15 protein-coding genes are annotated in these 12372 nt (G+C 68.6%); 8 read left to right on the top strand and 7 right to left on the bottom strand.

The features are described 5' to 3' along the window. Positions 1-3 precede the first annotated feature (3 nt). The 4 genes from petB to R5H32_RS06490 form a co-directional block, all read right to left on the bottom strand. On the bottom strand, positions 4-1326 hold the full coding sequence (petB, locus tag R5H32_RS06505) for a cytochrome b (protein ID WP_318337881.1): 1323 nt from the start codon (positions 1324-1326) through the stop codon (positions 4-6). An 11-nt stretch (positions 1327-1337) separates the two neighbouring features. After that, positions 1338-1901 (bottom strand): ubiquinol-cytochrome c reductase iron-sulfur subunit, encoded by a 564-nt coding sequence (gene petA, locus R5H32_RS06500; protein WP_318337880.1) that lies wholly within the window; start codon positions 1899-1901, stop codon positions 1338-1340. Positions 1902-2103: 202 nt separating this feature from the next. Then, complete coding sequence (locus tag R5H32_RS06495) at positions 2104-2712, bottom strand: glutathione S-transferase (protein WP_318337879.1); 609 nt, start codon at positions 2710-2712, stop codon at positions 2104-2106. A 9-nt stretch (positions 2713-2721) separates the two neighbouring features. Beyond that, positions 2722-3000 (bottom strand): hypothetical protein, encoded by a 279-nt coding sequence (locus R5H32_RS06490; RefSeq protein WP_318337878.1) that lies wholly within the window; start codon positions 2998-3000, stop codon positions 2722-2724. Between the two features lie 275 nt (positions 3001-3275). Here R5H32_RS06490 and pcaF point away from each other — a divergent pair, with 275 nt between their 5' ends. From pcaF to paaZ, 8 genes are read left to right on the top strand one after another with little or no spacing between them, the layout of a single operon-like run. After that, positions 3276-4481: a 3-oxoadipyl-CoA thiolase gene (gene pcaF / locus R5H32_RS06485; protein ID WP_318337877.1), complete on the top strand. Its 1206-nt coding sequence runs from the start codon at positions 3276-3278 to the stop codon at positions 4479-4481. Positions 4482-4493: 12 nt separating this feature from the next. Continuing rightward, entirely contained in the window at positions 4494-5489 is a 996-nt protein-coding gene (gene paaA / locus R5H32_RS06480) for a 1,2-phenylacetyl-CoA epoxidase subunit PaaA (RefSeq protein WP_318337876.1), read from the top strand. A 10-nt stretch (positions 5490-5499) separates the two neighbouring features. Further along, positions 5500-5784 carry a 1,2-phenylacetyl-CoA epoxidase subunit PaaB gene (gene paaB / locus R5H32_RS06475; protein ID WP_263335383.1) on the top strand — a complete coding sequence of 95 codons (285 nt, stop codon included), beginning with the start codon at positions 5500-5502 and terminating at the stop codon, positions 5782-5784. Further along, positions 5784-6539, top strand: coding sequence for a 1,2-phenylacetyl-CoA epoxidase subunit PaaC (gene paaC / locus R5H32_RS06470; RefSeq protein ID WP_318337875.1), 756 nt, complete (start codon positions 5784-5786; stop codon positions 6537-6539). The genes paaB and paaC overlap by 1 nt, the downstream gene beginning before the upstream one ends. Positions 6540-6543: 4 nt before the next feature. Then, positions 6544-7053 carry a 1,2-phenylacetyl-CoA epoxidase subunit PaaD gene (gene paaD / locus R5H32_RS06465; protein WP_318337874.1) on the top strand — a complete coding sequence of 170 codons (510 nt, stop codon included), beginning with the start codon at positions 6544-6546 and terminating at the stop codon, positions 7051-7053. Between the two features lie 16 nt (positions 7054-7069). Further along, positions 7070-8146: a 2Fe-2S iron-sulfur cluster-binding protein gene (locus tag R5H32_RS06460; RefSeq protein ID WP_318337873.1), complete on the top strand. Its 1077-nt coding sequence runs from the start codon at positions 7070-7072 to the stop codon at positions 8144-8146. A 7-nt stretch (positions 8147-8153) separates the two neighbouring features. After that, the gene (locus tag R5H32_RS06455; RefSeq protein WP_318337872.1) at positions 8154-8921 is read left to right on the top strand and encodes a Phenylacetic acid catabolic protein; all 768 of its coding nucleotides are present in this window, start codon (positions 8154-8156) and stop codon (positions 8919-8921) included. Continuing rightward, a complete protein-coding gene (gene paaZ / locus R5H32_RS06450) occupies positions 8921-10978 on the top strand; it encodes a phenylacetic acid degradation bifunctional protein PaaZ (RefSeq protein ID WP_318337871.1) in 2058 nt (685 codons plus the stop codon). Before R5H32_RS06455 ends, paaZ begins: the two co-directional genes overlap by 1 nt. Positions 10979-10983: 5 nt before the next feature. Here paaZ and R5H32_RS06445 read toward each other — a convergent pair whose 3' ends face one another. The 3 genes from R5H32_RS06445 to R5H32_RS06435 all read right to left on the bottom strand — a co-directional run. Beyond that, entirely contained in the window at positions 10984-11583 is a 600-nt protein-coding gene (locus R5H32_RS06445) for a TetR/AcrR family transcriptional regulator (protein WP_318337870.1), read from the bottom strand. A gap of 39 nt (positions 11584-11622) precedes the next feature. Then, positions 11623-12048, bottom strand: a complete 426-nt coding sequence (paaI, locus tag R5H32_RS06440; RefSeq protein ID WP_318337869.1) for a hydroxyphenylacetyl-CoA thioesterase PaaI — start codon at positions 12046-12048, stop codon at positions 11623-11625. Between the two features lie 11 nt (positions 12049-12059). Beyond that, positions 12060-12372 (bottom strand): hypothetical protein (locus tag R5H32_RS06435; RefSeq protein ID WP_318337868.1); only part of this gene is annotated, 313 nt, incomplete at its 5' end.

The raw sequence follows: 12372 nt of genomic DNA, 5'->3' as shown, positions 1-12372 counted from the left end.
CCGTCACTCGGCCGCGTGGGCCTTGGCGCCGTAATGCGCGTTGAAGTCTTCCTCGATCGTCGCCGGCTGCGCCAGCGGCTTCTCGATCACGCCCAGAAGCGGCAGGATCACGAGGAAATAGGCGAACCAGTAAGCCGAGGCGATGAGAGAGATCCAGGTGTAGATCCCCTCTGCCGGCTGCGCGCCCACCCACATCAGCACCACGAAGTCGATGATGAGGAGGTAGAACCACCAGCGGAACATCGGCCGGTACTGGCCCGAGCGCACCGAGGAGGTGTCGAGCCAGGGCACGATCGCGAGAACCGCGATCGAGCCGAACATCGCCACGACCCCGAAGAACTTCGCGTCGACGATGCCGAAGGTGATGAACTGCACCAGCTGCACCAGCCAGACGTCGCCGGTGAAGGCGCGCAGGATCGCGTAGAAGGGCAGGAAGTACCACTCCGGCACGATATGCGCGGGCGTCGCCAGCGGGTTCGCCTCGATGTAGTTGTCCGGGTGGCCGAGGTAGTTCGGCATGAAGCCGACGATCGCGAAGAAGACCAGCAGAACGATGCCGAGCGCGAAGAGGTCCTTGATCACGAAATAGGGCCAGAACGGCAGCGTGTCCTTCTCGGCCTCGGCCTTCGAACCGCGCCGCACCTCGACGCCGGTCGGGTTGTTGTTGCCGGTGGAGTGGAACGCCCAGATGTGGACGGCAACGAGTGCCGCGATCACGAAGGGAAGCAGGTAGTGGAGCGAGAAGAAGCGGTTCAGCGTGGCGTTTTCCACGGCCGGCCCGCCGAGGAGCCAGGTCTGGATCGGCTCGCCGATGCCCGGGATCGCGCCGAAGAGGCCGGTGATCACCGTGGCGCCCCAGAACGACATCTGGCCCCAGGGAAGCACGTAGCCCATGAAGGCGGTGCCCATCATCGCCAGGAAGATCAGGATGCCGACGATCCAGGTGATCTCGCGCGGGGCCTTGTAGGAGCCGTAGAACAGGCCGCGGAAGATGTGGATGTAGACGGCGAGGAAGAACAGCGACGCGCCGTTGGCGTGAATGTAGCGCAGCATGTGGCCGCCGTTCACGTTGCGCATGATGTGTTCGACCGAGGCGAAGGCCTTGTCGACATGCGGCGTGTAATGCATCGCGAGAACGATGCCGGTGACGATCTGCAGCACCAGGCAGAACGCGAGGACGATGCCCCAGATCCACCACCAGTTCAGGTTCTTCGGTGTCGGGATCATCAGCGTGTCGTAAGCGAGGCCGACGATCGGCAGGCGGCGGTGAAGCCACTGCTCGAAGCCCGTCTTGGGCTCGTAATGGTCGTGCGGAATACCAGCCATGGTCAGTCCCCTCAGCCCAGTTTGATCGTGGATTCGTCGGTGAAGGCCGCGGTCGGAACCGGCAGGTTCTCGGGCGCGGGACCGCGGCGGATGCGGCCCGACGTGTCGTAGTGCGAGCCGTGGCAGGGGCAGAACCAGCCACCGAAGTCTCCGGCGCCGTCACCGAGCGGCACGCAGCCGAGATGGGTGCAGACGCCCATCATCACCAGCCATTCGCCGGCCTCGTCCATCGCCCGGTTCTCGTCGGTCGCGGGCGCCCCGGCCGTGCCGTTGGCATTGCGCGCGTCGGCATCTACGAGTTCGCTCACCTCGACGGCGCGGGCGGATTCGATCTCTTCGGCCGTGCGGCGGCGGATGAAGACCGGCTTGCCGCGCCACTTCACGGTGAGCTGGGTGCCGGTCTCGACGCCGGAGATGTCGACGAAGATCGACGACAGCGCCTGGACGTCGGCGGAGGGGTTCATCTGGTCGACGAGGGTCCAGACGGCGGCGCCGCCCGCAACCGCGCCGGCCCCGGCGGTGGCGTAGTAGAGGAAATCCCTCCTCGTGCCGGTATGGTCTTCTGCTTGGGACACGGAAACATTCTCCCTTTCCTGACCGGATGACCGGCCCTGCGACGAACGGGCCGCGGTCTCCCGCAGCCTTCCCGGGCGGTTATTAGCGGTCAAATTCAAGCCCGTCCAGCGGACATTCGGGCGCAAGGCGGCACTGTGACGCAACCGCGTCAGGGCTGTGGGCCGCTCATTGCTGTGGATTTGGCGTGCCCGGGCCGCGACGTCAGCCCTGCGGCTCGGTCGCGACCATGCTGGCGCGGCGGGCGAAGCCCTCGTGCCAGGCTGCGAGTCTGGGGCGGCCGGAGCGCCAGTCGCGCTGGCCGTGGCGGAAGTCGAGATAGGAAAGCGCGCAGGCGGCGGCGATCTGGCCCATGTCGATGGGACCGCCGAGATGGTCGATCCAGCGTGTCTCGAGCGAATCGAGCGCGCGGGCGATCTTGGCCCATTGGGCTTCGGTCCAGGCCTCGTAGCGCCGCTCCTCGGGCCTCAGCCGCGATTCGTAGAGCATCAGGATCGCCGCATCGAGAATCCCGTCGGCGGTGGCCTCGAGTGTCAGCACCTCCCACAGCCGCGGCTCGGGCGGGTAGAGCCGCCCGCCCGCGCGCGCGTCGAGATAGCGGCAGATCACCCGGCTGTCATAGAGCGCCGGCCCGTCGTCGCGTTCAAGCGCGGGGATCTTGCCGAGCGGGTTCTGCGCCACCGGCAGCGAGCCGGGATCGAGCGGCCCGCCGATCGCGGCAACGATCTCGACATCGGCGGCCTGGCCGGTCTCTTGGAGGGCCACCACGACCTTGCGCCCGAAGGGCGTCGTCGGCGAATGATAGAGCCGCATTCCGGGCGCTCAGACCTTGCGGAGCCGGAACCGGCCCAGGGCGGCGGCGTCGATCTCGACCGCGGTGCCGCCGAAGCGGACAACCCGGCGGAATCGCGCCGCGGCGTTGGTCTGGCCGCGATCCTTTGGACGGTGGACGGCAAGCCCCTCGTCCATGTCGTCGAGCACATCCTCGGCGCGCTGGTCGGTGCGGCCCTTGCGCAGCGCGCGCCGGAGCCCGTAGGCGGCGACGGCGAGTGCGCCGTAGCGGATGGCGAAACCGGCGATCGGGGCGAGCGGCAAGGGCATGGGATCCTCCTGAGGCTGTGCGACGATGCTAGGGGCGGGGGCGGGGCCTGTCCATTCAAGTTTCCGCGTCCGGCGTGCCGGGCTGGCCGGTCGCGTTTCCCTTTTGCCCGGCTCCGTGCCATGATTTCGTAAAGGCTTAGGCGGCGGGACGGGGCGTGCAGGCGGCCCGAGAAACGAATCGTTTGGCCGAGGCGTGGCGCCGCTATATAACTGACCGGCCGGTCGGTTAATGAATAGGCAGGGGCTCGCGGGGCCCCGATCGGGAGGAAGCGGGAATGGCCGAGGCGTTCATCTGCGATGCCGTTCGCACCCCGATCGGGCGCTATGGCGGCGCGTTGGCGGGGGTCAGGGCCGACGATCTCGCCGCGCTGCCGCTCAAGGCGCTGATGGCGCGCAATCCGGGCGTGGACTGGGCCGCGGTCGACGATCTCGTATATGGCTGCGCCAACCAGGCGGGTGAGGACAACCGCAACGTCGCGCGGATGGCGGCGCTTCTCGCCGGGATGCCGGTGGCGGTGCCGGGGACGACGGTCAACCGACTCTGCGGCTCCGGGATCGACGCGGTCGGCATGGCGGCCCGCGCGATCCGCTCGGGCGACTGCGATCTGGTGATCGCCGGCGGGGTCGAGAGCATGAGCCGCGCGCCCTTCGTGATGCCGAAGGCCGAGGCGGCGTTCGCCCGCGCCAACGCGGTCTACGACACGACGATCGGCTGGCGCTTCGTCAATCCGGCGATGCAGGGGCGCTACGGCACCGAGTCTATGCCCGAGACCGCCGACAACGTCGCCGCCGACTATGGCATCAGCCGCGCCGATCAGGACGCCTTCGCGCTCCGAAGCCAGCGGCGCTGGGCCGAGGCGGCGGATGCCGGGCGCTTTGCGGAGGAGATCGCGCCGGTGGAGATACCGCAGCGGAAGGGCGCGCCGGTGATCATCGGGGCCGACGAGCATCCGCGCCCCGAGACGGACGCGGCGCAGCTTGCCCGTCTCAGGGGCATCAACGGGCCGGAGCTCACGGTGACGGCGGGCAATGCCTCGGGCGTCAACGACGGCGCGGCGGCGCTGATCGTCGCCTCCGCCGATGCGGCGAAGGCGCAGGGGCTTGCACCGAAGGCGCGGGTCGTCGCGATGGCGGCGGCGGGCATAGAGCCGCGCGTCATGGGGATCGGACCGGTGCCGGCGGTGCGCAAGGTGCTCGCCCGCGCCGGGCTGACGCTCGGCCAGATGGATGTGATCGAGCTCAACGAGGCCTTCGCGGCGCAGGCGCTCGCGGTCCTGCGGGAGCTTGGATTGGCGGACGACGCTCCCCATGTGAATCCCAATGGCGGCGCCATCGCGCTCGGCCATCCCCTGGGCATGAGCGGCGCCCGGCTGGTCACCACCGCGATGTATGAACTCCGCCGCCGCGAGGGGCGCTATGCGCTCTGCACCATGTGCGTCGGTGTCGGGCAGGGCATCGCGCTCATCCTCGAACGCACCTGAAGGGAGGCGAAGATGTACGCCCAGATGGTCAAGACCGAAGCGAAGCGGTTGAAGAGCCGCGAGGAGATGACGCCCGAGGAGGCGGCCTTTCAGGACCGGATCGAGGCCGGCGAGAAGATCGAGCCCAAGGACTGGATGCCCGAGGGCTACCGAAGGACGCTGATCCGCCAGATCGGCCAGCACGCCCATTCCGAGATCGTCGGCCAGCTTCCCGAAGGCAACTGGATCACCCGCGCGCCGACGCTGGAGCGCAAGGCGATCCTGCTCGCCAAGGTGCAGGACGAGGCCGGCCACGGGCTTTACCTCTATTCCGCCGCCGAGACCCTTGGGGTGAGCCGCGACGCGCTGATCGCGAAGCTCCATGACGGCTCGATGAAGTATTCCTCGATCTTCAACTACCCGACGCTGACCTGGGCCGATATCGGCGCGGTCGGCTGGCTCGTCGATGGGGCCGCGATCATGAACCAGGTGCCGCTGCAGCGCACCTCCTACGGGCCCTACTCCCGCGCGATGATCCGCATCTGCAAGGAGGAGAGTTTCCACCAGCGGCAGGGCTACGACATCCTGATCAAGATGTGCCTCAAGGGCACGCCTGCGCAGAAGGCGATGGCGCAGGATGCGCTGAACCGATTCTGGTATCCCTCGCTGATGATGTTCGGTCCCTCGGACAAGGACTCGGTCCATTCCGCGCAGTCGATGGCCTGGAAGATCAAGATCAACACCAATGACGAGCTTCGCCAGAAATTCGTCGACCAGACCGTGCCGCAGGCCGAGTACCTCGGCCTCACGGTGCCCGACCCGGACCTGAAATGGAACGAGGACAAGGGCGGCTACGACTTCACCGAGCCCGACTGGGAGGAGTTCTACGCCGTCCTTGCCGGCAACGGCCCCTGCAACAGGGAACGCATGGCCGCCCGCGTGACGGCCTGGGAGGACGGCGCCTGGTTCCGCGAGGGGCTGATGGCGCATGCCCGGAAGGCCGCCAAGCGCGGCGTCGCGGCCGAATGAGGAGGGTATGATGTCGAGCGAATGGCCCCTGTGGGAGATATTCATCCGCGGTCAGCACGGGCTCAACCACCGCCATGTCGGCAGCCTGCACGCGCCCGATGCCGAGATGGCGATCCGCCATGCCCGCGACGTCTATACGCGGCGGAACGAGGGCGTCTCGATCTGGGCGGTGAAGTCCGACGATATCGTCGCCTCGGCGCCGTCGGAGAAGGGGCCGCTCTTCGATCCGTCGAATTCCAAGGTCTACCGGCATCCGACCTTCTTCGACATTCCCGACGAGGCGGGGCACATGTGATGGCCGAGGCTCACCTTTTCGAGTTCCTCACCCGGATGGGGGACAACACGCTGATCCTCGGCCACCGGGTCTCGGAATGGTGTGGCCATGCGCCGGTGCTGGAGGAGGACATCGCGCTCGCCAATACCGCGCTCGACCTCATCGGCCAGACCCAGCTCTGGCTCGGGCTCGCGGCGGAGGTCGAGGGCAAGGGGCGGACGGCCGACGATCTGGCGTTCCTGCGCGATGCGGGGGCGTTCCGGAACCTCCTTCTCGTCGAGCGCCCGAACGGCGATTTCGGCCAGACCCTGATGCGGCAGTTTCTGTTCGACGCCTGGCATCATGCGATGCTTTCCGCGCTTTGCACCTCGGCCGACACGCAGGTGGCGGCGATCGCGGAGAAGGCGGTTAAGGAGGTCGCCTATCACCTCGAACGCTCCGCCGATCTGGTGGTCCGGCTCGGCGACGGCACCGAGGAGAGTCATGGCCGGATGCAGGCCGCGCTTGACGACATCTGGCCCTATGCGGGCGAGATGTTCCTTGCCGATTCCACCGACGCCGCGATGGCGACGGCCGGGATCGCGCCCGATCCCGCCGCGCTGAAGCCGGTCTGGCAGGCGAAGGTGGACGAGGTTCTCTCGGAAGCCACCCTGACCGCGCCCGACACCGATTTCAGCCACAAGGGCGGCCGGATCGGCAACCACACCGAGCATCTGGGCTACATTCTCGCCGAGATGCAGTTCCTCCAGCGCGCCTATCCGGGCGCGGTGTGGTAAGCCGATGCGGCCCGCCTCCGACCATATCTGGCGCTGGCTCGCCGAAGTGCCCGACCCGGAGATCCCGGTGATCTCGGTCACCGATCTCGGCATCGTCCGAGACGTCGAATGGCAGGGCGCAACGCTCGTCGTCACCGTCACGCCGACCTATTCGGGCTGCCCGGCCACGACCGCGATCAACCTCGACATCGAGGCCAAGCTCCGCGCGGAGGGCATCGAAGACTTGCGCATCGAACGCCGCCTCTCGCCGCCCTGGTCGACCGACTGGATCTCCACCGAGGGGCGCGAGAAGCTCCGTGCCTACGGCATCGCCCCGCCGATCGACGGCACCGCGCCGGACGGACGCACCATCGCCCGCGCGACCCGGCTCTCCGGTGCCAACCTGACGGTACCCTGCCCGCGTTGCGGCTCGGCGAATACCGAGCGGATCAGCCAATTCGGCTCCACTCCCTGCAAGGCCGCGTGGCGCTGCAAGGAATGCCTTGAACCCTTCGACTATTTCAAATGCCACTGAGGAGGCCGGACCCGGCATGGCGCGCTTCTACCCCCTGACGGTCACCGACCTCCGCCACGACACACGCGACGCGGTGGTGGTGACGCTCGCCCCGCGCGAGGCCGACCGCGCCGCGTTCCACTTCCTGCAAGGCCAGTACCTCACCTTCCGCCGCGCCTTCGACGGCGAGGAACTGCGCCGCTCCTATTCGATCTGCTCGGGGCTCGACGACGGCACGCTCCGCGTCGGCATCAAGCGGGTCGAGGGCGGGGCTTTCTCGACCTGGGCGAACGAGGAACTGGCCGTCGGCGCGGTGCTGGAGGCGATGCCGCCGATGGGCCGCTTCCATGCACCTATCGAGCCGTCGCAGGCCCGGCACTGCCTCGGCTTCGCCGGCGGCTCCGGGATCACGCCGGTGCTGTCGATCATCCGGACCGTGCTCGCCCGCGAGCCGAAATCACGCTTCACGCTCGTCTATGCCAACCGCCAGATCAGTTCGATCATGTTCCGCGAGGAACTGGAGGATCTGAAGAACCTGCACCTCGGCCGGCTCTCGATCCTGCATGTGCTGGAGACCGAGGCGCAGGAGATCGAGCTTTTCACCGGCCTCGTCGACGCGGCGAAGATGGAGGCGCTGTTCCGGTCCTGGATCGACCCCGGATCGGTCGACATGGCCTTCATCTGCGGGCCGGAGCCGATGATGCTGGCGATCGCGAAATCGCTGCGCGCGCACGGGATCGCGGACGACCGGATCAAGTTCGAGCTTTTCGCCTCCGGCCAGCCGGGGCGGGCGAAGCAGAAGGCGGTGTCGGTGACGGCGGCGGCTTCGGCCCACGCGACCGAGGCGACGGTGACGCTCGACGGCACGGCGCGGACCTTCCGGATCGAGAAGGAGGGGCCGAGCCTTCTGGAAGCGGCCCTCGCCCACCAGATCGACGCGCCCTATGCCTGCAAGGCCGGGGTCTGTTCGACATGCCGCGCGCGGGTGACCGAGGGCGAGGTCGAGATGGCGGTGAACCATGCGCTCGAGGATTACGAGGTGAGGCAGGGCTATGTGCTCACCTGCCAGTCGCGCCCGCTCACCGACCGGGTGGCGCTCAGCTACGACGAGTGAGGGAGAGATGGCAGAGGCGATGCGGATCGAGGACTACCTGGCCGAGGGCGGCGTCCTGACCTCGCCCGACAACGTGCCGGCGCGCTACCGGGGCGAGCTGATGCGGCTCATGGCCTCCTTCGTCGACAGCGAGCTCGCCGGGGCGGCGGGCTTCGCCGAGCGGATCAACGACGCGCCGGGGATCACGGCGCGGATCGCGGCGGCGCGGATCGTCGCGGAAAAGACCGGCCATGCCGGCCGGGTGCTGGAGATCATGGGCGAGTTCGGCGCCGATACCGCGCGCTACGCCACCCGCCATCCCTGGGCGGCGCGGGTGGCGCGCGACGCCGATCTCGGCCAGGTCCGGGCGGGTGCCGACATGCGGCTGTCCGTCTTTCACTATCCCTTGACGGGCTGGGTCGACGCGGTGGCGATGAACGTGCTCATGGGGCTTGCGACCGAGGTACAGCTCCTCGAGCTGTCGCGCGTCTCCTACGCGCCCTTGGCCGAGACCTTCCGCGAGATCGCGCCCGTCGAAGCGCGCCATGCCGCGCTTGGCCTCGAAGGCCTGCGCCAGATCGTGGCGACGCCATCGGGCCGGGCCAAGGCGCAGGCGGCGCTGTCCTACTGGTGGCCCAAGGTGGCCGAGACCTTCGGCCGCGCCGGGTCGGAGCGGTTCGGGATGCTGGAGCGGCTCGGCCTGCGGCACCGGCCGAACGAGACGCTTCTGGCGGACTGGAAAGCCGCCGCCGAGGCCGCGCTGGGCGGGCTCGGGCTTCGGATCGGGGGGCGGTGATGGATGCGTCCGTAAAGCCGCGCCGGCTTGAAAGCTATCTCGCCGGGCACTGGCAGCGGGGCGCGGGCGACGGCACCGTTCTGCGCGATGCCGCGACCGGAGCGCCGGTCGCCGTTATCGACGCTAGCGGGCTCGACTTCGCCGCGGCACTCGACTGGGGGCGGCGTGTGGGCGGGCCGGCCCTGCGCGCGATGACGCTCCACGAGCGGGCACTGATGCTGAAGGCTTTGGGCTTGAAGCTCATGGAGATGAAGGAGCTTTTCTACGCCGAGAGCTATGCCACCGGCGCCACCCGCGCCGATGGCTGGATCGACATCGAGGGCGGCATCGGCACGCTTCTCTCCTATGCTTCGAAGGCGCGGCGCGAACTGCCCAATAGCCGCGTCCTGACCGAGGGCGCGGTGGAGCCCCTGTCGAAGGACCAGAGCTTTTCCGCCCAACACATCCTAACGCCGCGGCATGGCGTCGGGGTCCATATCAACGCCTTCAACTTCCCCTGCTGGGGGATGCTGGAGAAACTCGCGCCGACGCTGCTTGGCGGCATGCCGGCGCTGATCAAGCCGGCGAGCCAGACCGCCTATCTGACGGAACTGATGGTGCGCAAGATCGTCGAGACCGGGATCCTGCCCGAGGGTGCGTTGCAACTCGTCTCGGGCGCGGCGGGCGACCTTCTTGACCATGTCACCGGGCAGGACGTGGTGACCTTCACCGGCTCGGCTGAAACCGGGCGGCGCCTGCGCACCCATCCCGCGATCGTTACGAATTCGGTGCCGTTCACGATGGAGGCGGACAGCCTCAACGCCTCGGTTCTCGGCCCCGATGCCGGGCCGGGCACACCGGAGTTCGACCTCTTCGCGAAGGAGGTGGCGCGCGAAATGACGGTGAAGGCGGGGCAGAAATGCACCGCGATCCGCCGCATCTTCGTGCCGCGCCCCCATGCCGAGCCCGTCATCGCGACCCTACGTGAGCGGCTGGCGCGGACCGCCATCGGCAACCCCGCCGCCGAGGCGACGCGGATGGGACCGCTCGCGAGCCACGCGCAGCGCGAGGAGGTCCGCGCGCGGACCCGCGACCTGCGCGCCGAGGCCGAAATCGTCGCGGGCGATCCCGACCGGGTGGTGCTCGCCTCGGGTGACGCCGAAGCGGGCGCCTTCCTCGGCCCGGTGCTGCTTTACTGCGACCGGCCCGGCGCGGCCGGGGCGGTCCACGATGTCGAGGCCTTCGGCCCGGTCGCCACTCTCATGCCCTATGACGAATTGCAGGAGGCGGTGGCGCTGACCCAGCGGGGCAAGGGGTCGCTCGTCGCCTCGCTCTTCACCGATGATCCGGGCGTAGCCGAGGAAGCGGTGATCGGCATGGCGCCGTTCCACGGCCGCATCCTGATTGGCAATCGCGCGGCCGCGAAATCCTCGACCGGGCACGGCTCGCCCCTTCCGATGCTCGTCCACGGCGGGCCGGGCCGCGCCGGCGGCGGCGAGGAGATGGGCGGGGTGCGCGGCATCGCCCATTTCATGCAGCGCACCGCGGTGCAGGCGTCGCCGCGTCTGCTCGCCGCCGTGACCGGGCGCTGGAGCGAGGGCGCGGCGGCCGCGGAAGGCACCCATCCGTTCCGCAAGTCGCTCGCCGACGTCAAGATCGGCGACCAGCTCGTCACCGGCACGCGCGAGGTCACGCTCGCCGATATCGAGCACTTCGCCAGCTTCACCGGCGACACGTTCTACGCCCATATGGACGAGGCCTCGGCGAAGGCGAACCCGTTCTTCGAGGGCCGCGTGGCACACGGCTACCTCATCGTTTCCTTCGCCGCCGGGCTCTTCGTCGATCCTGCGCCGGGTCCGGTCCTGGCCAATTACGGCATCGACAACCTGCGCTTCCTGACCCCTGTCTATCCCGGCGACACGCTCCGGGTGCGGCTGACCGCGAAGGAAATCAACCCCCGCGCCAATGCCGATTACGGCGAGGTGCGCTGGGACTGCCGGGTGACGAACCAGAGGGATGAGGCGGTCGCGGAATACGACGTCCTGACGATGGTCGCGAAGGTCTGGCCGCCCAAGTAGGCGCCTCAGCGCACCGCGCGGACGCCGTCGAGGATCAGCGTGGTGGCGAGGTCGGCATAGTCCGCCCGGCTGACCGGTCCGCCCTCGCGGAACCACTGATCGACCCAGTTCATCATCCCGAAGAGCGACATCGTCACCGGCATGAGATTGCGCCCGTCGCCCTCCCCGAGCGCCGGGTTCACAACTGCGAGCACCGCCGAGAAACGCCGCACGATGCGCCGCTCTACCACAAGGATCTCGGCCTTCTCGGCCTCGCCCAGCACCGGCCCGGCATTGAGCTGCACCTTGTGCTGGTCGGCGGCGTCCCGGTAGGTCTCGATCACCGCGCGCACCAATGCGCGCAGCCGGGCCTCGGGTGGAAGTTCTGGATCGTCGGCTGTCGCGATGGCGGCGTCGAGCTCCTCAAGATGGGTGTGGATGATCGAGAAGATCAGCTCGGCCTTGCTCGGGTAATAGTGGTAGAGCAGCGATTTCGACACGCCCGACTGCGCGGCGATGCGGGCCATCGAGGCCTTCTCCATCCCCTGGTCGGCAAAGACCGCCGCGGCGCTCGTCAGGATCGCGCGCCGCTTGGCGTCGAAGTCTTCCGCGCGGGTGCGGGCCATGTCTTTCCTCTTTCTCGCGGCTGCGCGGATGATGCCCGGTCAGCCCGGCAGATGGCTGCCCGGAACGACGCGCGAATGGCCGCGGAACTCCGCGACGGTCGCGCCGTCCTGATTGGTCACGCTTACGTCGTAGATCCCCGAGCGCTCACGCCGGACGATCTCGCGCGCGGTGGCGGTCAGGCGGTCGCCGGTCCGCGCCGGGATCAGGTAGGTGATGCTGCACTGCTGCGCCACCGCGACCCGGTTGTGGGAATTGCAGGCGAAGGCGAATGCGCTGTCGGCGAGCGTGAAGATGTAGCCGCCGTGGCAGGTGCCATGCCCGTTCGCCATCGCGTCGGTGACGGTCATCGACAGGACCGCCGCGCCCGGCGCGATCCGGTCGAGCGTCATGCCGAGCCGCTGCGAGGCGGCGTCACCCGCCCACATCGCCTGCGCGGCGGCTTCGGCCAGCTCCTGCGGGGTCATGTCGGCGGGCTTCATTGGCCGCGGACCCCGGCTGCGAGGCGCCGGTCGGGGCTCAAGGCATCGGGCGTGTCGGGCAGCCCCGGCCCGACGCCCGGGGTCTCGGTCTGGTTCATTCTCTGATTCCCGATCGCGGCGCGTTCCAATGCTACGCCGAACGACCGGTCGGTCAATTGACAAACATGCGTCACCTCCCCGGCCGGGGATGCCCCGTGTCGCCGCCGGCCTTTACAGGCGTGCGGTTCACGCCTAGCTAGGCCGGGTCGCGTGCCGCAGAAGAGTTTCCGCATGATCCGCAAACTGCTTTCAAGGTTGTCCGACAGGATG

This window comes from Defluviimonas sp. D31 (assembly GCF_033436765.1).
Classification (GTDB): Bacteria; Pseudomonadota; Alphaproteobacteria; order Rhodobacterales; family Rhodobacteraceae; genus Albidovulum.
Note: the sequence above shows the minus strand (reverse complement) of the source record. Positions and strands in the feature narration are given on the sequence as shown.

What these genes read in the sequence shown, in the direction of transcription:
- paaA (WP_318337876.1), top strand. Translation starts at nt 4,494, where the DNA reads ATGTACGCCCAGATGGTCAAGACCGAAGCGAAGCGGTTGAAGAGCCGC.
- paaI (WP_318337869.1), bottom strand. Translation starts at nt 12,048, where the DNA reads ATGACCCCGCAGGAGCTGGCCGAAGCCGCCGCGCAGGCGATGTGGGCG.
- paaC (WP_318337875.1), top strand. Translation starts at nt 5,784, where the DNA reads ATGGCCGAGGCTCACCTTTTCGAGTTCCTCACCCGGATGGGGGACAAC.
- pcaF (WP_318337877.1), top strand. Translation starts at nt 3,276, where the DNA reads ATGGCCGAGGCGTTCATCTGCGATGCCGTTCGCACCCCGATCGGGCGC.
- R5H32_RS06455 (WP_318337872.1), top strand. Translation starts at nt 8,154, where the DNA reads ATGGCAGAGGCGATGCGGATCGAGGACTACCTGGCCGAGGGCGGCGTC.
- paaB (WP_263335383.1), top strand. Translation starts at nt 5,500, where the DNA reads ATGTCGAGCGAATGGCCCCTGTGGGAGATATTCATCCGCGGTCAGCAC.
- paaZ (WP_318337871.1), top strand. Translation starts at nt 8,921, where the DNA reads ATGGATGCGTCCGTAAAGCCGCGCCGGCTTGAAAGCTATCTCGCCGGG.
- R5H32_RS06445 (WP_318337870.1), bottom strand. Translation starts at nt 11,583, where the DNA reads ATGGCCCGCACCCGCGCGGAAGACTTCGACGCCAAGCGGCGCGCGATC.
- paaD (WP_318337874.1), top strand. Translation starts at nt 6,544, where the DNA reads ATGCGGCCCGCCTCCGACCATATCTGGCGCTGGCTCGCCGAAGTGCCC.
- R5H32_RS06495 (WP_318337879.1), bottom strand. Translation starts at nt 2,712, where the DNA reads ATGCGGCTCTATCATTCGCCGACGACGCCCTTCGGGCGCAAGGTCGTG.
- R5H32_RS06490 (WP_318337878.1), bottom strand. Translation starts at nt 3,000, where the DNA reads ATGCCCTTGCCGCTCGCCCCGATCGCCGGTTTCGCCATCCGCTACGGC.
- R5H32_RS06460 (WP_318337873.1), top strand. Translation starts at nt 7,070, where the DNA reads ATGGCGCGCTTCTACCCCCTGACGGTCACCGACCTCCGCCACGACACA.
- petB (WP_318337881.1), bottom strand. Translation starts at nt 1,326, where the DNA reads ATGGCTGGTATTCCGCACGACCATTACGAGCCCAAGACGGGCTTCGAG.